Genomic DNA, 24,044 nt, shown 5'->3' with positions numbered 1-24,044 from the left:
TGACGCGGCATTTTGATGCGTCAAAGCGAGTCTCGGTAAAGACCTAAATGTCTTCGATAAATATGGTTCGGTTTGCTCTCCGACCATGAACCAGTCAAGTCTTTTCCGCACTCTCCTTATAAACTGCGTTTGAGTTGGTCGCGATTCCCCTAAGCAAGATACTACCTGCGGTGCCGGGACTCGAATCCACTGAGGTTCCTGGGCTTGATGCGTCGTTCCTCGAAATGCTTTAAATTATCTTGTAGTCACGCGAACTGTTCTGTCGCAATGCGACTGGATGCCACCACGCCATAGACACTTATGAACATGCAATCCTTTACTAGAATTCTGTTAACACTTGCTCTGACTTTGACGCTAGCCTCTGTGCTCCACTCTGCTGAAAAGCCGAATATGGTGGTAGTCCTAGTGGACGATCACGCGTTTGAAGCGATCTCGGCGTACGGAACGTACCTGAAAGAATTCGCCAAGACTCCGGCGATCGATCGACTTGCTAAAGAAGGAATGCGGTTTGACAGTTTTGCTTGTAACAATTCGATTTGCTCGCCAAGTCGTGCCTCGATCTTAACCGGTCAATTCAGCCACAAAAACGGTGTACTCGGACTCAACGGCGGTATCAACGAATCTTCGCCACAGTATCCGGTAGCGTTGCAAAAATCAGGGTACCAAACATGGCTGGTTGGCAAGTGGCATCTCAAGAACTTGCCTCAGGGATACGACAAGCACATGACCGTGAAAGGTCAAGGGAAATACTTCGATCCCACATTTTATGGTTCCGAGGGGACATGGAAGCGTAAGGGTTATTCAACCGATGTTTATACGGACATTGCGATCGATTGGTTGGAAAACCGAGATCGCGATCGACCGTTCTTGTTGAGCCTACAATTCAAGGCACCGCACCACGATTATGGTCACGCAGAACGATACAACGATTTGCTTGATGGTGTCACAATCCCGGAACCGCCGACATTGTATGAGGACGTTCAAAGCAGCGACTCGAACCTGAAACGCGACTTTCTGAAATACAGTAAGTTCCACATGCTGCACGCCGTGGGAAAGGGGGGGACGTATTATGATCGACATGTCAATGACAAGGCTCCTGACGAAATGTGGGAGCACGATCGTCACAATGACAAGGACAAGATCCGTGTCGCCTACCAACACCAACTTCACAAATACATCCGTTGTATTGCGGGTAACAACGACAACCTCAAACGCGTGCTTGACTATCTCGATGCGGAAGGTCTGACCGATGGCACCGTTGTGATCTACACTTCGGATCAGGGATACTGGCTAGGCCAGCACGGTTTCTATGACAAGCGGTTGATCCTTGAGTCGTCGATGCGAATGCCGTTTCTTATCCGATATCCAACGCTGATCAAGCCAGGAACTGTGAATGCTGAACTATGCATGAATGTGGATATCGCGCCGACACTTCTTGACTTGGCTGGCGTTGAGATTCCGGGGGCCATGCAGGGGCAAAGTATGGTGCCAATGCTCAAAGGGGAACCGGCGCCCGTTGATTGGCGCAAGTCACAGTTCTACAACTATTGGAGTGGTCCAGAGCACTACGGTATTCGCGATGCACGTTACACCTACCTGAAGCTGAAAGACCATCCGGCTGAGCTGTTTGACCGTAGCATCGACCCAAACCAGCTCGACAATGTTGCCGCAAATGCCGAATACAATCAAATTATCACAAAGCTAGAACGACAGTTGCGGAAACAGATTGCGGCTGTGGATATCCAACAAGAGCAATTGCCTGGGAACCAGCAAAAACGTTCCAAATTGGAGTAGCCGAAGGCGTGGTTTTTATTGAGGAAAGGTGCGGCATAAAACCAACTGGAATTAACAGGGCAATACGGGGTTCGATTGATCTCGCGCTGAGTTTCGCTCAATATGCAGGCCGTGAGTCACCAATACAGCGAATCGCCTGTGATAGGCATGGCCGAAAGTGGAACATGCGGCGGCGCGGGCAGCGTTTGATGTTATGCTTAGATCCTATCCGCCCTACGAAATCGATTACCCTTTCTTCCCTACCGAAATAGTCCAAGGCTTTGTTCCGACGTGGATGACTGGGAAAAGCCCGCCCGTCGTCTCACGAACAGTGATCCAACGATTTACTACGACCAGAGCTATGAGAGCAGAGTAACCATGAAAAGAATTTTAAGTCTGATTGCCGCGTTTCTCTTTTTGGGGACTGTTCGGGCTTCAGAGCCATTGAGCATCGAACAGTGCAAAACGAACATCAACGCGATGGTCGCGAAGATGAACCAGGGTGCAACCGAAGGGCCTTATCGTCCAAATTGGCAAAGCGTTACACAACATGAAGCTCAGCCAGAGTGGTTTCTCGATGGAAAAGTGGGCATCTATTTCCACTGGGGCGTTTATTCCGTTCCGGCACATGGGAACGAATGGTATATGCGAAAGATGCATATCAAAACGGGTCCCGAAAAGCAGAGCTACTATGAACACCATCGGGAAACGTGGGGCGAACCGGATGAGTTCGGGTATCACGATTTTGTGCCGATGTTTAAGGCTCAGCATTTTGATGCGTCCGAGTGGGCGGATCTGTTTGTAAAATCTGGTGCGCGTTGGGCGGGCCCCGTGTGTGAACATCACGATGGCTATTCAATGTGGGATTCGGAAATGACGCCCTGGAACGCAGCAGATACCGGTCCGAAACGGGACATCACCGGCGAGTTAGCAAAGGCCGTGAAGGACCGCGGATTGAAATTTGTTACGACATTTCATCATGAACGCTCACGCAATTGGGTACCTCGTGTGGAAGGTTGGCCAACGGCATCCGATGATCCTGTGTTGCAGTTCCTCTATATGAACATCAGCGAGTATCTTTTCAATATGCTTTTCCAGGCCAAACTGGGAGAGGCTATCGACAAATACGAACCTGACATGATCTGGTTTGACGGAAGGATGTCGGACATTCTTGAGCCTTATCATCTCAACTTCCTTGCCTACTATTTCAACCAGGCCGACAAGTGGGGCAAGGACGTCATGGTTACGACCAAAAAGCTTCAGTACCCACAGGAAGTTGCCGTCCTCGACTTTGAGAAAGGACGCACTGCGGCGTTGACGCCATACCCTTGGTTGAACGACGACACTATCTCTACTGGCAGTTGGTGCTATACCGATACCTTGGCAGTGAAACCGGCAAAGGTTGTCGTCCATGACTTTATTGATTCGGTATCCAAAAATGGCCACTTGCTACTGAACCTATCACCAAAATCCGACGGCACTATTCCCCAGGATCAACGGGATTGTTTGTTGGCATTTGGTGATTGGCTAAAGCGAAATGGGGAAGCAATCTATGCGACTCGGCCATGGCTGGAATACGGCGAAGGGCCGACTCAGATGGAACGAGCGGGCAGCCACCAAAGAAAGTCCCTTGAATATTCCGGAAGCGACCTTCGATACACGCAAAGTAAAGACGGCAAAACGCTTTACATGATTGCTTTGGGGGAACCGGTAAACGGAATCGTTGCACCGAGCATCATTCAAATCGATGAATCGGAGTCGGGCAAGGTGGTTCTGGTTGGACGTGACGAAGAGTTGAAGTTTGAAGTAACCGAGGGACGATTGACAATCCATGCTCCGAAGAATCTGGCCACGGATTTCGCCCACGCCTTTAAGCTCACTGGGTTCAAAGCAAGACTAACGCCTGACGCAAAAGCCCGACGTGACGCTGAGCTAGAGAAGTTGCATAGCGGTCCGATCGATCCTGGCAAACTTCACAATGACAATATTCAATTTGGACAATAGTAAAGTAAACAAGTTAGAAAATACCGGAGAGACATCAATGAATGTGATAAAGAACCTGTGGATTTGTTTTGCCTCGATGATCGTATTGGGTGCTTCGCTGCATGCAGAAGAAAAGCGGCCGAATTTTTTGTTCATTTTGGCTGACGACCAGTCGCCGTTTGATTTGAAAATTTATGATCCAAAATCGCCTCTGGACACGCCAAATATCGATCGTTTGGCGGCACAGGGCATGGTGTTTGATGGGGCGCATCACATGGGCTCTTGGTCTGGTGCGGTCTGTACGCCTTCACGCCACATGATCATGAGTGGCCGCACGGTTTGGCACTTACCAAAGCAAAAGGAACATTGCCCCGCCGATTTGGCGGATTTTACGATGGCAGCGGTTTTCAACCGTGCGGGGTACGACACGATGCGTACCTGCAAAAAGGGAAACAGCTATGAGGACGCCAACAAAAAGTTTACCGTGCGACATGACGCAACTCGGCGTGGTGGCACCGATGAGACGGGGAGTGCGTGGCACGCTACCGAAGTGCTAAACTACCTCAACGAGCGAGAAAAGACGAGCGATGCCGATCCGTTCTTGATCTATTTCGGCTTTTCCCATCCGCACGACACACGCGACGGCAAACCCGAGTTGTTGCGAAAATATGGCGCAACGAACCACACAGACAAGAACTCGCTGCCACGACTCAGTCCTGAACGTCCAGCTCCGGAACTGCAAACCAATTACCTTCCCGCGCATCCGTTCCATCATGGTCATCCCGGTCTTCGTGACGAAGAACGAGTCAATGGCGTCTGGAAAAATCGTGATGAGGCGACCATTCGAAATGAACTGGGCCGTGAATACGCCTGCTCTGAGAATATTGATATCCAAATCGGCCAAGTCCTGCAGAAGCTTGAGGCGATGGGCGAGTTAGACAATACCTACATTATCTACACCGCTGATCACGGCATTGCTATCGGTCGCCATGGCCTTCAGGGCAAACAGAATTTGTACGAGCATACTTGGCGAGTGCCGTACATTGTGAAAGGACCAACAGTGAAGGCAGGAGTCCGAGTGAAGGGGAATATTTATCTGCTTGATACGCTTCGCACACTGTTGGATCTTGCGGAGATCGATGTTCCCGAATGCACCGAGGGTATTAGCTTCAAGTCAGTTCTCGAAGGTGAACAGGAGCAAGTTCGCGAGGTGCTCTATGGTGCGTACTGCGGCGGTACAAAGCCAGGGATGCGCTGTGTGAAAAAGGGAGACTGGAAACTAATCAAGTATGACGTGCTCGACGGCACGGTCCGCCAAACCCAATTGTTCAATCTTGCCGAAAACCCAGATGAACTGCTCCGAGAGCATCACGACTCGGCTGTTGCTGCACTGACGAAAAACAAACCCAACGCAAATCAAATCAATCTTGCAAACGACCCTCGGTACGCCGGGAAACTAGCGGAGTTGGAAGCGTTGCTGCTAGCCGAACAGCGACGTCTTGATGATCCCTATCGCTTGTGGAATCAGCCCGATGACTTTGCGGATAGTCGCGAAGTTTCAAAGTCCAAAAATTGACGTATGTCAAAACTTGCCTACTCATTATTGCGGCTTGCTTCGCCTTTGGGTTAAAACTTGATCGAGCATTTTTGGATCATCGTGGGCCTTTCGCTAACCGCGTGTAGTTCCGCCAAGGCGTATAGGATTCGAAGAGTTGACTCACACCAAAGGAATAAATTGTGAAGACACGAGTTCTCGGCAATAGCGAGCGATCTGTGTCGGAAATTGGGCTCGGATGTTGGCAACTTGGTGCCGATTGGGGAACGGTCAGTGACAAGGATGCCTTGGAAATTCTCGAATCGGCAATCGACTGTGGTATTCGCTTTCTCGATACCGCAGACGTTTACGGTGCGGGTCGCTCCGAGCGAATGATCGGGCAGTTTATTCGTCGGCGCAGCGAAGAGTTGTTCATCGCGACCAAGGTAGGACGCCAGAACTATCCGGGGCCCTACACCGCTCCATTGATAAGGCAACATATTTGTGAATCGATAGATCGTCTCGGTGTCGAGTCGCTTGATCTGCTTCAACTGCATTGCATACCTACGGAGGTGATGTCCAATGGTGAGATATTTGATTGGCTTCGCAATTTCAAACGAGAAGGACTGATCAAGAATTTTGGCGCTAGCGTTGAATCAATGGAAGCGGCATTGTTGGTTTTGAAGCAGGCTGATGTGACATCGCTGCAAATCATCTTCAATTTGTTTCGCCAGAAACCTATCCACACTTTGTTTGAAAAAGCATCGGCGCAAGGCGTCGGCATCATTGTACGTTTGCCGCTTGCTAGTGGTGTGCTGTCCGGTAAGTTTACGATTGATACGCAATTTGCCGCGGATGACCACCGCAATTACAACCGCGACGGCGATGCATTTAATGTTGGTGAAACCTTTGCCGGGTTGCCCTTTGAGCTAGCTGTTGAATTGGCAACACAGATCAAACCGATGGTACCGCTGGGGTTGACGATGGCGCAGTTTGCTCAGCGATGGATTTTGGACCACGATGCGGTAACCACGATGATCACCGGAGCGTCAAGGCCGTCTCAGGTTAAGAGCAACGCAGTTGTCTCGGATCTTCCGAAGCTGAGCAGCCAAATTCATCAGCAAATGGCTAGTTTCTACAACGAAAAAGTTCACGAACATATCCGCGGAGTCTATTAAGCCCATTCGATTGGTTCCGCCGCGTCACTCGTTGGAAATGCTTCACCGTCGCGGGTTCTCAGCATACAAGTAAGAACTGGACTGCGTCCGCGATGACATAGCCGTCGGTGCCGAAGTTGCTGATGATCACACTGGCGGCCAAATCCGAATTGAATTCGAACGCGCCCAATGTTACATAACCTGTACTGGTGGTGACGCGTTGGTTGACGATGACTTGCGTGGTGCCGTCGGCATGCACAATCGTGACGGGAACGTTGGATGCACGGTTGCGTGTTGCTGGGAAATAGAGCCGAACTTCGTATTGACCGGTTTCAAGCGAGGCGTTGTAAGTTGCTGCCCAATCACCCTTGTCTGTATTTAGGTCGTGATGGTACCCGTAGTCGACAAACGGCCAACTGCCGACACTCCATTGAGCGGTTCCGTCAAATTGTGCTTGGGTGTCGTCAATGGTAACGCCATCAAAATCGGATGAAAGAATAACCGATCGTGGAAGAAGATCTGATGGGATATCAAGACGTTGACCGTCGGCAATGAGTTGTGCGCGAAGCAAATGATAATCGATGTCCTGGACTGCGATTTTCGAGTCAATTGCGTGCACAGCAGCCGTCGCTGCTGATTGACCCATGATCATGAAGACCGGTTCCATCCGAATGGCACCAAAGGCGACATGCGACGCGGAGATCGCTACTGGTACAAGAAGATTGTTGGCTTCGTCGTCGGATGGGATGATAGAGCGGTAACTAATGGCGAAAGCTCCGCCAAGTGGCATGTAGAAACCGCCCTCGCTTTGAACGTTCCCGTTTTGGTCAACGAATCGTTGCGTCACGTGTGAGTCGGCTGGATAGGAGCCAAGGCCAATGGAATCCGACGCCACCCGGACCCGACCGATATCGAACTGGGTCATCACGTAGTCGCTCGTCATTCGGCGTGCCTCGCGAACATAGAGCTGGTACGGCCAATAGTTGTTGTCGGAGAACTCGTCCGCCGCGAGCCCCCATTTGGCCATCTCGTCACGGATGCTTTGTGGTATCCGGGGATGATGCGTTAGTGTCCACAACAACCCTTGTTGATAGTCCAAGTGGGCTTGAACAATCTGTTCCCGCTGTTGGTAATTTGCCTCCGGATAGTCATTGTTTCTGCCGACAAAATCAGTCGAGAAGACTGAGAAACTGTTGCTGTCGGTTTTGCCATTGGGCAGCGGGTGGAACGAGATTGGGATCTCCGTGTTACCGGCCTCGTAGTATCGGAAAAGGAGTTCGTAGAGGGTTTCATCGTAGTTCGCTGGCTTGACCACGGGCACAGCATTTTCAGGGTTGTCGGTCAATGTGAGACGGAAATTGTATGCCTGGATACGGTGATCGCCTTGGCCTTCGGTTGGGACGGAAGACAAATGAACTCCAGGCAACAATCCGCTTGCTGAGTCACCTGGTGTGACAAAGGGATCAACGGGAAATGTGGATTGAACGGAACTTGGCACGGCGCGCACCTGGGCACCGGCGAGCGATTCGCCATAGACCTCAACGCCTTCTCGGCCAACGGTGTAAGAAGTCCCGGCGCTCGCCATAAGGTCGCCCTCGTACGTTGCGTCAATGAACGCGTGCCCGCTAAAGGTTTGTCCCGATTCCATCGTGATTGAGCGAATTCCACCATTGGCAATCGTAACGCCCGAGCCGCGTTCCAGGCATTCCTTGAAGATCGTGGGGACAAAATGTTCGTCGAGCATGTCGTCAAAGACTTGCGCGGCAATGTGCGGCTCCAATTTCCACATCACGTCGTCTTCGGCGGTATAATGTTCATAGTCCTCGAACTGTTCGAAAACCCAGCTCGCCGGATCATCGTAGTATGTCTTTACCCGTTGAAAGAACTCTCGCGCGATTCCGCCGATCGTCTCTCGTTTTCCTGTGTCGACCGCGCCTAGGCCACTGCTAGTCATGCCACCGACGTGGCCGCTCGGCGCGACTAGAACAACCGATCTACCGAGCCGCGCGGCTTGCACGGCAGCGACGACTCCGGCCGGCGTTCCACCGTAGATGACGATGTCGTATCCGAATTGTCGCTGACGATGAGTATCGGTTAGCTCGTAGACTTTAAGATTGCTGAACCGGCTGATGGCGGTAGGTGAAATGACATCGTGGTCATTTCCAAACGTCAGATAGGCGATGGGGCCTTCGAAATATTCCCCAATCGGGATGACAAAATGCTCCGATCCGTTTCCCCCATGATGCTCGAAGTCTCGGTTGCCAAAGATTTTTTGGGTCCCCGCGAGTTTGAACCAAAGGTCGGTGTTGCTGAGCTGAAGATCGGTATCGATGCCGATGCCTTGCAGTTCGCCTTCGGTGGGGGCGTCAAAGTCAAACTCAATCACGGTGTCACGGGTGACAACGTAGTCGTGCGGAATCGCCTTCCATGTGTTCCCTGATAATTCGATGGAACGCGATTCGTCGAAGATGGCGTAGTCGCCGCTAATGTCTTGGTTTGGGATTCCGTAAGGGAGGACGTCGTGGTGATCAAAGTTGAGGCCCCTCTCGTACACGCGAATGTTGGAAAAGACGCTTTCCGCGTTTGGCTCGGTGACATCGTGGTCATTGCCAAACGTCAGGTAGTTCATTTGACCTTGATAGTACTCACCGATCGGAACAACAATGTTTTGTGAGCCCTCGCCGCCGTAGAGGTTGAAGTCGCGATTGCCAAAGTTCGCTTGCGTTCCAAACAGCGTGAACCAGTGGTCGGTGCGACTGAGCTGAAGATCCGTATCAATCCCGATGCCGTGAAGATCGCCTTCGGTTGGCGCTGCGAAGTCAAACTCGATGACCGTTTCAGGGGTGACAATGTAATTGTATGGAATCGCTTTCCACGTGTTACCAATCATGTGGATGGACCGCGAAGTGTCATCGATAGTGTAGTCGCCGTTGACGTCTTGTTTGGCCGAGCCATAGGGAAAAACCGGATAGTCCCCCAGCGGAATTCCGCGTTCATAGACGCGGACATTCGAAAACAGACTCTCAGCCGTTGGGTCCCCGACGTCGTGATCATTGCCGAACGTCAGGTAGTGCTGAAATCCCTGAACGTACTGACCGATTGGAATCACGAACCGCTGCGTGCCCTCGCCGCTGTAGTTTTTGAAGTCACGATTACCGAAGTTTGCTTGGGTTCCATACAAGGCAAACCAATGATCGGTACGATCAAGTTCGAGATCCGTATCGACCCCGACGCCGTGAAGATCGCCTTGTGAGTTGCCTTGGAAATCAAACTCGAGGACCGTGTCAGGAGTGATGTTGTAGGTCAGAGGAATCGCTTTCCAAACGTTTCCGGATAGGTTCAGTGATTTGGCGTCCTCGGACACGAGCCATTCGCCATGGACATCCTGTGGTTCACCACCATAGCTAAGCACGAATTCGTCAGAGAAGACGACGGGGGGATTTGCGCTAAGGAGGCACCGCGCCTCGAGAGTCTCGAAGCGACTTCGTCGTCCGCATTTGGTGCGAAGGAACACTTGAAATGGTCCTTTCGTGAAAGACAACGGTGCTTTTCGCTGGACGTTCGCAAATTGATTTGCAGTTCCGAGCACAGACGCAACGCGAATAACCAGCAAGCAAGCCAAACCAAGTTTAATGGCTGGAAATGACGAGCGATTGTCGATGCATAAATGAGCGGCGCGGTAGCAAAGCAAAAACTTGCAACTACTTTTTTAGCACACTTATTTATATACGTCTCAAAGCAAAATTCAAGCAGAAAGATTCACCACGAACGAGATCCGTTCGTGTTTTTGAAACAACCGGTTGATCCGGAGCTAGGGTCCGGAATTTTCCCACATCCGTACAGAATGAGTAGCCCAATGCGACGCATCCATCGAGTAAACGGGCACAAGTTGGCAATATTGTTAATCGTTGCCAACCTGTACCGTTCCACTCCACGACGCAGCCACAGTATCGCGCCAATTCGACTGGGCCAAAACGATGCGACGCTACATGTTGATCTCAAAACCCTTTCGGGGTTCGCGAGCTAGAAAAGAATTCGCTTTTGCATCGCTGATGATTTCACGTTTGGCTGGGTCCCAATTGAGTTCTCGGCCCAGACGCATTGCGATGTTGGAGAGGTGACAAATTTCGAGCATACGATTGTGTGACCAAACATCCGAAATCGGCTGCGTTCGAGACCTCATCGCTTCGATAAAGTTGGCGGTATGATTTTCGCTTACTTTGCCACCATAGACATCCTCGATCGCTGCTTCAGGCAACGGACTGTCCGTGAGATCCTCGACCGGTTTTCCAGCAATTTTACCGCGGTTGACAAAGAAGCGACCTTTCGTGCCTTCGAAAAGGATTCCGTTGTCGCCGGTGCTATTGATCGTCATTTCGACATCGTTTGGCATGTCGACGCGGATTTTGAAGCTCGTGGCCGTGTTGTACCGATCATTCACGACGGGATGACCATCCTTGTAGTCGACCGGCAACGTGTATTCGATCGGCGTGACTTTGCTAGGCCCTGTATCCGTGGCACCAATTGCCCAACAAGCAATGTCCACATGGTGGGCGCCCCAATCAGTCAGCTTACCGCCCGAATACTCATGCCAGTTACGGAAGGAATAGTGCGCGTTGCTATACAGGGGCACGCCTCCGCCGTAACCTTCTCGCATTTGGGGTAGGGCTCGATAAGGGGTATTCGCGGCTGGTCCAAGCCAAAAATCCCAGTCGAGTTCATCTGGAATGGGAACGACGGGAATGGCGGGCGAGGCGGACATGCCGCCAATACCGCAAGTGACGCGTCGGACGGTTCCGATTCGACCATCCTTGACCATCGCAATGGCTTGCAGGAATCGTTGTTGACATTCGGACCTCTGCATGGTGCCAACTTGGAAAACGCGGCCCGTCTCCTTAACAACGCTCTCGATCAATTTGCCTTCATCGATCGTCAACGTGAGGGGTTTTTCACAGTAGACATCCTTTCCCGCGTACATGGCTTCCACGGCGATCTTGGTGTGCCAGTGGTCAGGGGTGGCGATCATGACTGCGTCGATATCGTTGCGATCAAGGACCTTGCGATAGTCGTTGTAGGCGTCGGGTTTCTTGCTTTGTCTTTGGCCTACTTTTTCGACGTTTGCTCCTAGCACGTTAGCATCGACATCAGCCAAGGCTGCGAAATCGGCAAACTTTAACGACTTGCTGGTGATCGCCCAACCTTGGTTACGCAGTCCGATCGTTGCGAATACCGGTCGTTCGTTGGGCGACTCTTTGCCAAAAACTTGATGGGGTGACCGAAGCACAACGCTTGCGGTTCCAGCAGCGGCCATTCCTTGGAGAAATCGACGGCGGTTTGTTTGGCGATTTTTGAGCATCAGAGAGAATCCTTACGGAGGCGGGAAGTGAGGTGGGAAAGTTCGGATCAAAATCGTGCCTTGGTACGAAGTTGAAGCAACTAGGATAGTCGAAAAGCGATCGCTGAGTCTACTTTTGTTTCCGACACGCGCACCTTCACCCGCTTTTCATGGTGCTTGGCAAGGATGTCCCGAATCTGTCAATAAGGCTAGATTGTGCGGGAAGTACATCCAAAAAAGTGAGAGAACGAGCCCCCCACTTGAAACCCAATACTGTTAGGTCCATTTGCCAAACCTTCATGTATTCGCGGGTGCTCGCCGTTTTTTCATCATCGATAGCGGGCACAGTTTCGGCCGCAGAGCATGTGACGTACGCGGACCGTGTGGGACGATTGACCGACCTGGAGAGGCTTGCTACGCCGGTTGTCCCCGGCGAGAAGACCTTCGCTTCGACGAGTCACGACCGTAGCATGTCGTATGATCCGAAGGCCGATCGATACCAAAATGGGGGCGCCAACAACGACGGCGGTGGCAGTATTCGCCACGATGGAAAACAGCAGGTGATGGTCGACTTAGAAGGTCCTGGCGTACTGTGGCGAATTTGGTCCGCCAGGGCCGACCGGGGACACGTCAAAATCTTCCTTGACGGCAGCGAGACGCCCATCATTGACAAGCCCTTTGCAGCAAATTTGACGATATCGAGAAGGATTTCCCAGGCCTCGCGATGACACTTTCACGGGGACGTAACGAATTCGTTCCTATCTCCTTTGCAAAGTCATGCAAGGTCGTCGTGGGAGAGGGGTGGGGAATGTACTCAGTGTCGGTTCGGGCAGGCATTGGGTGCAAGATATGTCCACGTATCGGGATGGCTTGTGGAGCCGCGATGCCCAACTGATTTGGACCCAAGGGAAAATGGGCGAGTCGATTGAGATTGAATTCTCTGTCCCGGCAGATGACAAATACGATTTACTTGCCGTGTTCACGAAAGCCATCGAATATGGGATTTTCGAATTCGCAGTCGATGGAGAATCCGTGGACAAGCGGGTCGACCTGTATGATACAGAAGTCACGACGAGCGGTGAGATTTCCTTGGGAAAATTGACTTTGACAAAAGGCTTACACCGGCTCAAAGCGACCATTGTGGGCCACAACGCAATGTCGAAAGGTGGTCACCGAACAGGTGCTAATCTGTTCGGTCTCGATTACGTGAGGCTTGCCAAATGACGCCGAATCGGGCCGTGATGCATTGACGTGCGTTTTCGCAAATTATCGTCTGCGATTTCCAATAACGTGCGGATTTGCGTCTAACAGGCGCGGCGGTACGTCGAACACCGACACCGTCATTCGCTAGCGAGCACGAATTGGGCGGTTTTGATTAGCGCCGTTGCATTTCGCTCAGTTTCAATTGGATCGGCCAACCATCGAATTGGCGATAGGGCGTCAACATCGTCGCGTTCTTGTCGGGCCAACACTCCAAAGTCATACGGTCGTTATCAGCATCGACGTGGACAATTCCAAATCCCTCGCCCTGGTGGATACGGTAGCGTGTGCCAATGCCCGCCGCTCGTTGCTTGCCGGTGAGAATATGCTTAGGGGGATTCGTGTGGACCCGCATCTCTTGCGGACTGCCCGGATTGGCAACCGCCAATGTTTCAAAGGTGTTTCCAAAGGCGTCGGTAAAGTGACCGATGTACGAAGGTTTGCCGGCGAGGGGGCCACTACCTATGTGTTGCTCGTCATTGGGATAGAACCAACGCCACCAAATACATCCGCCAGCGGGCTGGCAAAATTGAAACACACCCATTTTCGATGCCATCGTGTCCATGCGAGTGACCGAAGCGAGGTGTTGGTCGCCTGTAAACAGAAATGCTCCGGCCTTGTCAAATAGCTCCACCGCTTTGTCCCGAGCGGTTTTGGGCCAGCCATTGGAATCACGGTCGGCACGCATGTTACCGTTGGCGATCGTATTGATGGTGACGTAGTTCGTCTGGCTGACGACGACGCGGGCAGGTGCCTTGTTAGGCATGTCGACCCATTCCGCCAACATACGAAGTTGGGCATCCCCGAGCATTTTGGGTTCCATTCCGGCGTGCACACTTGGAAGGGCGGATTTAAACTTGCGATCCTCAAGAAGCGCGAAGTCAACGCCACCGTACGTGAACGTACAGAAATAGTTTGTGATGCCGCTGTCGTTAGGCCCAGGGCTGTACGCGTCGGGGTTGTGTCCACACATGGTGCGCTGGACCATGTTGACGAAGTAGCTGCTCTTGATGAACCCACCGCCCCTGTCCCATCCTTCGGTCATCAGTCGGCTGCCGTCGCCCCATAGATTGGGGTGCCAAACATCATGGTCATCGGTCTGAATTAGGCAGGGAAACTTTGAGCAGACTGCTTGGAAAGACCAATGCCAGATCATCCACTTGTAGAGGTAATCTTCATCCGGCATGGCGTCGGTCACGTCGATCCGCGTTGGCCACCATTCATAGATCTGGTCACCGGTGAAGAAGACGATGTCCGGCTTGCGCTCGATCAGTGGTTGAGTGATCCCACTAAAGGGTGCCCATTGGTTTGCCTGACTCCAAATCCCGATATAGGATTCGTCAGGCTTGAGCTTGGACTTGTCGCCAAGGCCCATGCGTCCGATGTCGCCTGTGCAGGAGACGCCTCCGATAACCAACTCGCCGCTGTTTGGCTCCGCTGGGACATGGAACATGTAGGGCTGTGCGTCCTCGGGGCCGTTTAGCATCACCACACGGAAGTCGGCTGGTTTGGATCGGTCGTGCTCTTTCACACGGAGCAGCGCATAGTAGTCCGGCTCACTGAAACCAACCGGTCGCGTGACGCTCTGCCACGAACCATCGGGTTGTCGCTTCTCAACCTGTACGCCGCACCGCCAACCATTGCCAAAGGACTCTCCAGCGTCGATCGTTTGGCCGATCGACATGCATTGAACGCCTATCTTTAGATCACCATTGGCCACCGAGTAGAGCACTCCGCCAATGGGACCGTAGGCGCGTTCGAGATGTTCCGAGACGCGGTTGCCTGAGAGCTTCACGCCAAAAAACTGATGGGGTGCTTGTTGGGTGCCGCCCATACTGACGATGGCAACGTTTCCGATGAGTCGATCGGTGGGGACATCGGCTTGCACTGTAGCAAGGACGTTGCCATTGGCCACCAGCGTGGCGACGAGGCTGAACGTTTCGGCATTTCGCCTGCTGCCAATAATTTTGAGTCTTAACGGGGTATCCGTGTCGACGCGGTTTCGTAGCTGAGTCTCTTTTAGGGGTGCAGGTATTTTGATCTCGGCATCGCTGCCGAAGTCGCGAACACACAGCGAATTTTTGGAAAATGCAAAATCCACCAGGAAGCCACCACCCAAGCCAGGAACACCTTGAATCATCGACGCTTGCTTGTAATTGAGCTTGCCCTCGCCTCCGCCAAGCAGAATGCCCGCGTGTCCATCCGCCGTAGCACTGAAAGATAGTTCCGCCTCAAAGTGATCTCCGGTGGCGTTGAAATCGTGCGTCAGCAGGTGTGCGGTGCGCCAGTCGTTCCCACCGTACTCGTAAGCGCATTGCAGTTTTCCGCCCACGACCGACCAATCCTGTAGTCGGTTGGCCCAAAATTCGGATCCGGGCCAACGACGGTCTTCGACTCGCTTCCAATCAATCGCTACCGATGCCGCATGCACGGAGACACCGATAACCAGGAATGCGATAACCAGGAGTGAACGCATCAAGTCAAGAAACAAGCTGGCTCGGATCGCTATCATCAATCGGTTTCCCAAAATTCAGGCGGAAGTTGGCGTGGGGAAATTGGAGTCTACTGAATTCTCGTGCCTATGTCGTGTAGAGACGCCTATGTCGTGTAGAGACGCCTATGTCGTGTAGAGACGAGGTTGTCAGCTTCCTTCACCGGTTTCCGATTCCGAACGAACGCAAATTGTTGCTTTTTCCGACACCGCTAAGGGAAGATGGCACATAGCTTGCTCCTTAAAATAGCGAGCGTATCGAGTGTACGTTAAGCCGAGCCCAAGCCTTTGAATTCGAGGGAATTTCGTTGCTCATCGCGCGATAATGTCGCGCATGGGGTGATATGCACGCAAACCAAGAGCAAATTCGATGTCAAACGTAAATAAGTGGACAACGCGTTGGGTGTTTATTTTTTTGCTGGTTTCGTTCCCGCTGTTTCCGGGATCACTATCCTCTCAAGGCCCGGCGCTGGTTAGTGACGAACAAGAAAGTTCGAGGTATGACCTCGTTTTGGAGCATGCCAGCACCAACATGCAATTAGCTCGTGTCGAACTTCAATACGCCTTGGAAGAAAACCGTAAGTATTCAGGGAACATCCCCGAAATGGCGATTGAAAGACTTCGCTCGAATCTAGCCGTTGCCAAGCAACAGTACGAAGAAGCCACTTTGGCATCGATTGGCGGTCCCGAACGAGTTCGCCTGCGGCATGCCGAAGAAAAGCTGCGACTCGCAAAACTGAGCTTAGAACAAGGAAGGAAAAAGGTCGCCAGAAGCAGTATCAGCGAACTTGAATGGAGACGTCTGGAATTGAAGTATGATCTAGCTCGATTGCATCTCGCGTTGATCAACAACCCGGAAGAGATTTCTTCAATGCTGTACCGCTTGGAGGTAAAGCTTAACCATCTTGGTGAAGAGATACTCTCGCTCGATCAACGAATCACCAAACTCGAACCGTTACGTTAACTCAGTGGGCTAAGAAGGCGAGGATAGCTGATTTGGATCCGTTCTTGCTGTTCAGACTGTTCAGAAAATCCGAAAACACGAAAGATCGTGGGCATTTTTCTGCACCGGGTTAGCGAACCAAATTTCTTCTCCCCCGGCATTTCTCTTCGGGGGTACCTATTAGGGCCGAAATTGGGTTCCTATCGCAGGAAGTGTTGGCGTCTGATTTCGCCCTGACGCAATACACCAAACAAGTGCAATCGACAAAATGGGTGACTATATATACATTCCTGTGGATGATTTTTGGTGACGAACAGAGCGCCATTCGACACGATAACAGCAATACAATCTCAAGGAAGTGACCATGTCCTCGCTCCAATCGTTACTGCAAACCGGAACGAAACTTTACCTCGATACCGTGGAGCCGTCCGAGGTGGACAAGAGCCTTCTTTGGGGGGCGACCGGAGCCACGAGTAATCCTGCAATCATCAGCCGAATTATTGAATCGGGAAGTCGCGATGAACAGATTGAATTGCTACTTAGCGAAGGATTCGACGACAATTCGATCGCCTGGCAATTGACCGATCAATTGGTTCGCGACGCACAGGCAAAGTTTTTGCCCATCCATCAACAATCGGCCGGAGATGCAGGTTGGGTGAGTTTTGAGTTGGACCCAATTTTGGAGGATCCTGACACTTTGCTTTCCGATTCGGACCGAACTGCGAGATACATCGAACTTGGAAAAACATGGTCGAAGGGACATGAGAACCGAATGATCAAAGTCCCGGCAACTGACGCCGGCATCAATGCACTGGAAACTCTTGCTGCGTGTGGCGTCACCCTGAACGTGACTTTGATATTCACCGTTGATCAATATGCCCGTGCTCGCGATGCGATATGGCGCGGCGCTCAGCAGCGCAAGAGCCTACAGGACTTCAAGAGCGTTTACAGTGTGTTTATCTCGCGCATCAATGTTTATACGAATCGGGAAGTGACGGACTTGTCATCCGACGCGCAAGGGATCGTAGGAATTTTGAATGCGAAACGTATTTGGCATTTGAATCAGGACTTCTGGGCGGACAAGGATTTGCCACTTCAACAAGAATTGATCTTTGCCAGCATGGAAACCAAGGATCCTAAAGGGCCGGCGTGGAAATACGTTGATGCAATTGCTGGAGGCGACATACAAACGAATCCGCCTGAATTGATCGAGGTTATTGAAAACAGCGGCCAAAATTTTCGTCGAAAGATTCACAAAATGGCAAATGAGTCCATTCAAGACGAGATCAACCAAAAAGTCGATGTCCCAACGATGTATCGATCATTGATGAGCGAAGGTATTGACAAGTTCATTCAACCGCAGCGCGACTTGCTCGAGCAAATTGCAAGGAAACGCGAACTCCTTCTGTCGTGAATGACAGCGAGTTCGAGGTAGGATTTGAAACGTTCGATTATTCGGCAGGATCACCGTGTTCGCTTTGGCATTGCCAGCACACGTCAAATGTAGGATCGTTCAACTCACCACAACGAGCGCAAATCCACTGAGCTGCCGATCCGTCAACCGGTGCTTTGTGTCTGGTCTCATACGCGAGCACGATTTTGCGTGCTGCTTCATAGCCGTCTGGAGGAGCGAGGATCCGAGGTGGAACCGCGCCGATGGCGAGGTGACTGAGGACATCTCGGAGATGGTCACCTACCACTCGTGCCTTGATTCCTTCGTTTTGCATGATCCCGCATAACAAGTGTGCTTCGGCGTTATCCGCAGCACGATAGACTTCAACCATTTCCGATTCAATCACGATTTGTACTACCCCTTCTTAGTTGCGTTTTTTGCTGCGTCGGCCTTTGCCATCTGCTCTCGCTGGAGGTCCTTGGCGGCTTTGATCCGATTGCGGCACACTCCGCATCGCTTGGCCGTTTTGTAGAGTGATCCTTTTGCCACTTCGTAGAACCATTTCTGTTGTTTGCCCGTCCATACTTCTTTTATACCGCAATCAGAGCATTTGAACTCGATGTCAACATAAAATCGGGGCGGTAGATCATACGAATTGTTCGGTACCTGACGGGACCGATCTGCCACCACCGCTCCATCGGGCATGACGTTTTGATTGGAGGGCTTAGCAGCTTTCCGTTTTTCTCGTCGGCGCGTCATGGCGAAGATCCTGTTTTGGGGTAGCTGTGCAGTTCGCTTTATTTGGTCCAATGTTATCGTTTGGACCCAAGGAACGCTCTGTAGGTTCGCAACGAATGACCTCGTCGCAATTCAATATCGAAAGTCCGTTACTACTCGTTGCACTAAATCGCTGGACGACTTGTGGGAAACGATCACAGCGTCAAGATTCTGTGTTCGATACCAAGTGAGGCATCTTCGAATTGCGTCGATGATCCACGTGTCTTTGTTGCCGAGGGCACCGCCACCAAGCAGCGTTAGGCAAAGCTTGTTCGATGCGGAATTGGCATTGTTGAGGATCGCGGCGTCTGCATGAAGCGTCTGAGCATCGCCAATGACTTCCCGGCCCCGAAGTCGGTCCACGCTTGTATTCACATCGCCAAGTCTCGCACGTAGTTCGGCCAATGTCGGTGTCGCTAAACATCCAAAGACAGGACGTTCACCACTGGGGCAGACGAAGCAATCACGCTCAATGCTCAATTGAGAACGAACCTGTTCGGCGGACCTCTGTTCGATGCCAGTGAGCAGCTGGAACGAACACATTTGTGTCGCTCCTCGATACTTTATGATTTGATGTGCCATGTTGCCACATTCTCCAGTGCAGCGTTTCGCACGCGTCAAGGCTATCTGTTAATCTGGTAGACGAAAGTGTCATGCGGTCGCCGATCCGAATGGTCAACGAAACACAACGCCGAACGTAAGACTTCACCTATGCTCCAATTAGAGCGCACGCCGACTTCATTGATGAAACTTTCAATAGGACTACTCTTCGCATCTGGCTTTTTAATGGCGGTGCATTCAGGTGTTATGCGAGCGATCCGAGGCGTCCAAAGGTATTTGTGATATTCGCCGATGATTGGCATTAAAGGAGCTTTGGATCAAACAGGTTCAAAAGAAATCGCCGGCGAGGTTCTTGTTAGCGTTGTTTTCTGACGGCGTTCTGTTTTCCAACCGCCATTTCACGCATCCCTATTGCGGACCAACACGACTCAATGGTTCGTCTGTCGTATCAGCTGAGAGGAGAGCTGCCCTGCTATGCGACCATGACGGGAAAAGTAGCGATGCAATCAGAAATTTGCAGAGTGTTCCGCTGTAATGCGATTTCCATTGGGGTTGGAAGCGATTATCATGCACCCGCCAATGTTGCTCCCGCCCACCAAACTTCTTTTTTTGAAAAGCCCTGCCATGAAGTGTCTGATTTTGAGTCTGCTGTTATCGAGTGTTGCCTATGCAGTTCCAGTGTCACCACAATGGAAAATCATCGAGACCAAATATGCTACGCCAGACACGGTCATTGCTGGGTACAATGTTGTCGACTTTGGCGCTAAAGGTGACGCGCTAATGGATTGCACCGGGGCGTTTCAACAGGCGATGGACCAGATGGCTGCGGCGGGTGGCGGCACCGTATTCGTGCCATCGGGCCGCTATGTCATTAAGGGAACGCTACGCGTCCCGGTTTCGGTGACCTTACGTGGCGAGTGGACGGCGCCTACGGAAGAAAGCCCCGAAGTTGAGGGGACGTTGTTGATGGCCTACGCTGGACGCGGTCAAAGCGAAGGAACTCCTTTTATCAGTGTCGATTACTGTGGCGGCGTCAAAGATTTGTCCATTTGGTATCCTCAGCAAACCGCGACGAACATCGTTCCCTATCCCTATTGCCTAGTTCAAACGGGCGGCGATAACGCGACCTTCGAAAACGTGACACTGGTGAATCCCTATCAAGGAATCCGCATTGGTCCCGGCAGTAATGAACTTCATTTCGTTCACAATGTCTATGGCACGCCTCTGAGCGTCGGTATCCGTTACGATTCGACCACGGACATCGGCCGCTTAGAGAACGTCCACTTCTCCCCAAACTATTGGTGTCAAAGCGGCTTGGATAATCGTCCGCCGAACAAAGCTGAATTCGCCGAGTGGCTGATGGCCAACGGCACCGCAATTCATATGGAACGAAGCGACTGGGAATATGTCGCCTATATCAACATCGACGGCTATCACATTGGCTATTTGATTACGAAAGGCGTACGAGGAGCCGCCAATGCTCAGTTTTATGGATTGTCGATTCGCAACTGCCAAACCGCCGTTGAAGTCCAGGAAACCAATCCATACGGCATGGTCTTTACAAAATGTACATTTGCGGGCCGTGATTTCGGCTTTCGAATAGGTCGGCCATTTAATGCCGCGATTCTGCTTAACGACTGTGACGTTTCCGCCACTCAAGCAATCGACTGCGAGGGCACTGGGTGTTTTATCGCTCAGAACAGCCGACTCACGCACGGCAACATCACGTTCGCAGGTGGTGTGTTGGCAATGACAGCTTCGGAATTACGCAACAAAGATAGCCTGATCCAAATGGGGGCCAAGGCAGAAGGCGCTATTTTGATTGACGACACATTGGCTCAAACCCCAATAATGATCAAGAACGATATGGGGCCAGGCAAACTTATTCGGGTCGCGACGCCGGTGGAAATGGAGCCGTTTCCACGATTCGATGCGAATCAGACACGTGTGACCCGAGCGTCGCGTGACGCATTGTATGTGGTCACCGACTCGCCATGGAATGCCAATGGCCAAGACGACAAAGACGATACCGAGGCACTGCAAAACGCGTTAAACCAAGCTGGTCGGGATGGCGGTGGTATTGTGTTCGTCCCTGGTGGTAATTACATCCTGCGTGGCACGATTTCGGTGCCAAGCGGTGTTGAGCTACGAGGCATTCACGACGTGCCACATCATACGATGGGCAGTGGCAGCATGTTGCACGTCTATCCGTCTCCGGGGCAAGGTCCTGCTATTACCGTCAACGCCCGAGCCGGACTCAAAGGGCTTTCCTTTAGCTATCCGGACCTCCGCATCGATGACGTCAAAGATTACCCATTCCTGATCCAAGGCAACGGCGAAGATCTCTACGTCGTACACGTCAATTGCCGGAACCCATATCGGTTTTTAGACCTGATGACGCATCGTTGCGATCGCCATTACGTGGACTATCTTTCTGGATCACCATTGAAAGTCGGCGTTGCCGTTGGCGGTGGCAGTGTTCGCGGCGAGGTTCGCAACACGCAATTCAATCCTCATTATTGGTCACGCTATGACAGGAAGAATTCGTTCTTCCCGCGAGGACGAACGAATTTCGACATGCTATGGACCTATCAAAAAGAGAATCTCGATGCCATGTGGATTGGTAACTGTCGCGATGAAATGCTGTTCCAGAACTTCGTCTACGGCTCGCTGTATGGCATCCACTTTACGCAGCAGGATGGTTACGGGCCCGAAAACGCCGTGATCCACGGCCACGGCACGGACGGTTCCAAGGTGGGGGTCTATTTTGAACAAGGCAACGGGCGAATCGACATGATCAATTCCGAATTAGTGGCGATGTCATCCGAAAACAAGATCGCTATCAAACTTGGTACTGACTACTCGGGGATTGCTCGTTTGATCAACACGATGGTGTGGGGCGACCCCAGTACATTGGCACTCGTGGAAAACGGTAAGTTGGTATTACAAGGTCTGCATGCCCATCGTCACGGCGACGGTTTGCAAGTTGACAAGGGTGAAATTTTGGCTGTCAACGTTAACTTCACCAGTCGCGGCAAGCACCTCCGTTTGTCGGAGTCACAGGGCAAAGCGACCCTACTTGGCACAATCACTCGCGGGCCTTTGGAGCTCAATAGCAAGCCCATCAGTGACCAACTCCCAACCAAGATTGTCAATCAAGGCAATTTGAGTCGATAGGATTTTGGATAACAAAGGTGAGAGTGTTTCCGACTGTTTTGGCTTGATCAGAGTTCTATTCCAATATTGAATGAAGCACCAATCAGTCCAAGATCTTCGAGACTTTCACTTCTTTGGCTACTGGATTGAATTGGAATGTCATAGCCAAAATTCTGCCAAACCTGCGCTTCCCACATGCCCTGGACAAATAGCCGACTGCCATCGAGGACAAGGCGAGAATACTCAATACCGAGTTGGATCTCGCCAAGTTGCACATGATGCATATTTCTAAATTTGGCTAGATTGGAAACGGTGGCATTAGACGCCGTATCAAACGCCGTAGTCTTGGCATCGCCGAAAAGGAGCGCGTAGCGGGTGTTGGCTAACAGAGAGATCCCCGTGTCGGCAATCGGACGACGGAATTCGGAGAATAGCGTGGGGCCGATTCCGTCAAAACGATGCCCAATGTCTCGGCGATTTTGAGGAGTGCCACCAGCATCGAAAACCTGGGCGTCATATTTAAAGGACCCTCCCATGTGTCGAACGCCACCACCAGCATGAATTTCCCAGAGACGGAATTTGATGTGTTGTCCTGCTTCAGCGTCAACCGTCAATAGTTCAATTCTCTCACTTGTCACAAGCGAGCTGTCTGCGCCAGCTGCGATTGAGCCACTTGAGGCAAAACCGAAACGACCAATCAGGGTCTCGCCAGCACTTGCGGTAAAGGATTCGGTCGCATCGGTTTCATACCACCAAATACGGCTGCGAACATCGAATCCGCTTTCCCCAACAAAGCCCAATACAAGGCGGGGGGAATAGGCGAATGAATGGTCGAACTGCTCGTCGGTGTGAACCGTTGACGAAACTCTCCTTTCAACTGCCAAGTCTGAAGTCAAATGGGGAGTGAGAAAGACGTTCTCAAACGTGGCAAACGGAGTAACGCTTGCGGACTCTCCTGGACTGCCAGCAGCAGTAATCTCCTCCGCATTTAGGATCGAAGCGAGTAACAAAGCGATTAAGCCGAAGCAGATGTTTTTCATCGAAGCAAATTCAGTTCTATTGCTAAATGTAGCATTTGTAATGGCAGGACAACGTTCTAGTGATGTCGTCGAGAGCTCACAGTTGGCATAACCCCAAATACCTGACGTCACCACAGCTGTCGCAACCGTCAATCTCTGTTCAGGGGCTCGCGGTTCCCCCGGGGCAAACCGGCGTTGTGCTGCCTCGCGGGAGATTGCCGTCGGTGTCAGTGTTGGTGGCTGGATCCCCCGACCCCTCGGCAGTGTATCGATCGTTCAAGATGTTGACTCTTACTGAGCATCGCCGGATCTTCTCGGTAGGCAATGGTGAGGGTGCGCTCGCCGAGTTCGAAAGGGAAGTTACTGAGTCTGTCCCATGCCAATCCCCTTATTCCCAAGCCATTGAACGAAGCAAAGGCGGTCGCCGATGCCGAACGATTTCCAGACGTCGTACGTGGCGCGTCAGGAGTCATAGCCCGACCAATCGTCAGCCGATCATCGTCCGGGTTGCTGAAAACGAGCAGCGCGCGGGGTGCCACCATGGCCATTAACTCATGGTGATCCATCCGCAGTTTCGCAATCTTGCTACCCGAGTATCAAAACTGGTCTTCCATGAATCCCACATGACGAGTTGCATCGAGTGTTTCTACTATGCCAAGGGT

General features: G+C 51.7%; 17 protein-coding genes. 9 read left to right on the top strand and 8 right to left on the bottom strand.

From position 1 onward, the window contains the following. Nucleotides 1–306 precede the first annotated feature (306 nt). The 4 genes from CA13_RS30610 to CA13_RS30595 all read left to right on the top strand — a co-directional run bounded on the left by CA13_RS30610 (nucleotide 307) and on the right by CA13_RS30595 (nucleotide 6,468). On the top strand, nucleotides 307–1,794 hold the full coding sequence (locus CA13_RS30610; protein ID WP_419195047.1) for a sulfatase family protein: 1,488 nt from the start codon (nucleotides 307–309) through the stop codon (nucleotides 1,792–1,794). Between the two features lie 357 nt (nucleotides 1,795–2,151). Continuing rightward, entirely contained in the window at nucleotides 2,152–3,777 is a 1,626-nt protein-coding gene (locus CA13_RS30605) for an alpha-L-fucosidase (RefSeq protein ID WP_146403146.1), read from the top strand. A 37-nt stretch (nucleotides 3,778–3,814) separates the two neighbouring features. Continuing rightward, a complete protein-coding gene (locus CA13_RS30600) occupies nucleotides 3,815–5,332 on the top strand; it encodes a sulfatase-like hydrolase/transferase (protein ID WP_146403144.1) in 1,518 nt (505 codons plus the stop codon). Between the two features lie 161 nt (nucleotides 5,333–5,493). Further along, on the top strand, nucleotides 5,494–6,468 hold the full coding sequence (locus CA13_RS30595; protein ID WP_146403142.1) for an aldo/keto reductase: 975 nt from the start codon (nucleotides 5,494–5,496) through the stop codon (nucleotides 6,466–6,468). 58 nt (nucleotides 6,469–6,526) lie between these two features. On the opposite strand, the gene CA13_RS30590 is transcribed toward CA13_RS30595, so the two are convergent. Both CA13_RS30590 and CA13_RS30585 read right to left on the bottom strand, forming a co-directional pair. Further along, nucleotides 6,527–9,859, bottom strand: coding sequence for an FAD-dependent oxidoreductase (locus CA13_RS30590; RefSeq protein ID WP_419195046.1), 3,333 nt, complete (start codon nucleotides 9,857–9,859; stop codon nucleotides 6,527–6,529). 573 nt (nucleotides 9,860–10,432) lie between these two features. Continuing rightward, nucleotides 10,433–11,803 (bottom strand): Gfo/Idh/MocA family protein, encoded by a 1,371-nt coding sequence (locus CA13_RS30585; protein ID WP_146403140.1) that lies wholly within the window; start codon nucleotides 11,801–11,803, stop codon nucleotides 10,433–10,435. 239 nt (nucleotides 11,804–12,042) lie between these two features. Between CA13_RS30585 and CA13_RS30580 the strand changes: the two genes are divergently transcribed. Together CA13_RS30580 and CA13_RS30575 are read left to right on the top strand one after the other, a co-directional pair. Next, nucleotides 12,043–12,510 carry a hypothetical protein gene (locus CA13_RS30580; protein ID WP_146403138.1) on the top strand — a complete coding sequence of 156 codons (468 nt, stop codon included), beginning with the start codon at nucleotides 12,043–12,045 and terminating at the stop codon, nucleotides 12,508–12,510. A gap of 121 nt (nucleotides 12,511–12,631) precedes the next feature. Continuing rightward, complete coding sequence (locus tag CA13_RS30575; RefSeq protein ID WP_146403136.1) at nucleotides 12,632–13,006, top strand: hypothetical protein; 375 nt, start codon at nucleotides 12,632–12,634, stop codon at nucleotides 13,004–13,006. A gap of 151 nt (nucleotides 13,007–13,157) precedes the next feature. Here CA13_RS30575 and CA13_RS30570 read toward each other — a convergent pair whose 3' ends face one another. Beyond that, nucleotides 13,158–15,554, bottom strand: a complete 2,397-nt coding sequence (locus CA13_RS30570; protein WP_419195045.1) for an alkaline phosphatase D family protein — start codon at nucleotides 15,552–15,554, stop codon at nucleotides 13,158–13,160. A gap of 349 nt (nucleotides 15,555–15,903) precedes the next feature. On the opposite strand from CA13_RS30570, the gene CA13_RS30565 reads away from it, so the two are divergent. Together CA13_RS30565 and CA13_RS30560 are read left to right on the top strand one after the other, a co-directional pair. Further along, entirely contained in the window at nucleotides 15,904–16,497 is a 594-nt protein-coding gene (locus CA13_RS30565; RefSeq protein WP_146403134.1) for a hypothetical protein, read from the top strand. Nucleotides 16,498–16,840: 343 nt separating this feature from the next. Beyond that, nucleotides 16,841–17,890, top strand: coding sequence for a transaldolase family protein (locus tag CA13_RS30560; RefSeq protein WP_146403132.1), 1,050 nt, complete (start codon nucleotides 16,841–16,843; stop codon nucleotides 17,888–17,890). Nucleotides 17,891–17,927: 37 nt separating this feature from the next. On the opposite strand, the gene CA13_RS30555 is transcribed toward CA13_RS30560, so the two are convergent. From CA13_RS30555 to CA13_RS30545, 3 genes are all read right to left on the bottom strand, one after another. Next, the gene (locus CA13_RS30555; RefSeq protein WP_146403130.1) at nucleotides 17,928–18,275 is read right to left on the bottom strand and encodes a putative signal transducing protein; all 348 of its coding nucleotides are present in this window, start codon (nucleotides 18,273–18,275) and stop codon (nucleotides 17,928–17,930) included. 8 nt (nucleotides 18,276–18,283) lie between these two features. Then, nucleotides 18,284–18,628 (bottom strand): zinc-ribbon domain containing protein, encoded by a 345-nt coding sequence (locus CA13_RS30550; protein ID WP_146403128.1) that lies wholly within the window; start codon nucleotides 18,626–18,628, stop codon nucleotides 18,284–18,286. 111 nt (nucleotides 18,629–18,739) lie between these two features. Then, nucleotides 18,740–19,189 (bottom strand): hypothetical protein, encoded by a 450-nt coding sequence (locus CA13_RS30545; protein ID WP_146403126.1) that lies wholly within the window; start codon nucleotides 19,187–19,189, stop codon nucleotides 18,740–18,742. Nucleotides 19,190–19,831: 642 nt separating this feature from the next. On the opposite strand from CA13_RS30545, the gene CA13_RS30540 reads away from it, so the two are divergent. Further along, nucleotides 19,832–22,384, top strand: a complete 2,553-nt coding sequence (locus CA13_RS30540; RefSeq protein WP_419195044.1) for a glycosyl hydrolase family 28-related protein — start codon at nucleotides 19,832–19,834, stop codon at nucleotides 22,382–22,384. A gap of 47 nt (nucleotides 22,385–22,431) precedes the next feature. Here the strand turns inward: CA13_RS30540 and CA13_RS30535 are convergent, their stop codons facing one another. Then, a complete protein-coding gene (locus CA13_RS30535; protein WP_146403122.1) occupies nucleotides 22,432–23,403 on the bottom strand; it encodes an Lpg1974 family pore-forming outer membrane protein in 972 nt (323 codons plus the stop codon). Between the two features lie 206 nt (nucleotides 23,404–23,609). Further along, nucleotides 23,610–23,954 carry a hypothetical protein gene (locus tag CA13_RS35900; protein ID WP_419195177.1) on the bottom strand — a complete coding sequence of 115 codons (345 nt, stop codon included), beginning with the start codon at nucleotides 23,952–23,954 and terminating at the stop codon, nucleotides 23,610–23,612. Nucleotides 23,955–24,044 lie beyond the last annotated feature (90 nt).

Origin of the sequence: Novipirellula herctigrandis, assembly GCA_007859835.1 — a bacterium.
GTDB lineage: Bacteria > Planctomycetota > Planctomycetia > Pirellulales > Pirellulaceae > Novipirellula_A > Novipirellula_A herctigrandis.
The sequence above is the reverse complement of the archived record's forward strand: the minus strand, read 5'-3'. Positions and strand labels throughout refer to the sequence as shown.

What these genes read in the sequence shown, in the direction of transcription:
- CA13_RS30610 (WP_419195047.1), top strand. Translation starts at nt 307, where the DNA reads ATGCAATCCTTTACTAGAATTCTGTTAACACTTGCTCTGACTTTGACG.
- CA13_RS30605 (WP_146403146.1), top strand. Translation starts at nt 2,152, where the DNA reads ATGAAAAGAATTTTAAGTCTGATTGCCGCGTTTCTCTTTTTGGGGACT.
- CA13_RS30600 (WP_146403144.1), top strand. Translation starts at nt 3,815, where the DNA reads ATGAATGTGATAAAGAACCTGTGGATTTGTTTTGCCTCGATGATCGTA.
- CA13_RS30585 (WP_146403140.1), bottom strand. Translation starts at nt 11,803, where the DNA reads ATGCTCAAAAATCGCCAAACAAACCGCCGTCGATTTCTCCAAGGAATG.
- CA13_RS30575 (WP_146403136.1), top strand. Translation starts at nt 12,632, where the DNA reads ATGTCCACGTATCGGGATGGCTTGTGGAGCCGCGATGCCCAACTGATT.
- CA13_RS30570 (WP_419195045.1), bottom strand. Translation starts at nt 15,554, where the DNA reads ATGATAGCGATCCGAGCCAGCTTGTTTCTTGACTTGATGCGTTCACTC.
- CA13_RS30565 (WP_146403134.1), top strand. Translation starts at nt 15,904, where the DNA reads ATGTCAAACGTAAATAAGTGGACAACGCGTTGGGTGTTTATTTTTTTG.
- CA13_RS30560 (WP_146403132.1), top strand. Translation starts at nt 16,841, where the DNA reads ATGTCCTCGCTCCAATCGTTACTGCAAACCGGAACGAAACTTTACCTC.
- CA13_RS30550 (WP_146403128.1), bottom strand. Translation starts at nt 18,628, where the DNA reads ATGACGCGCCGACGAGAAAAACGGAAAGCTGCTAAGCCCTCCAATCAA.
- CA13_RS30545 (WP_146403126.1), bottom strand. Translation starts at nt 19,189, where the DNA reads ATGTGTTCGTTCCAGCTGCTCACTGGCATCGAACAGAGGTCCGCCGAA.
- CA13_RS30540 (WP_419195044.1), top strand. Translation starts at nt 19,832, where the DNA reads ATGAAGTGTCTGATTTTGAGTCTGCTGTTATCGAGTGTTGCCTATGCA.
- CA13_RS30535 (WP_146403122.1), bottom strand. Translation starts at nt 23,403, where the DNA reads ATGAAAAACATCTGCTTCGGCTTAATCGCTTTGTTACTCGCTTCGATC.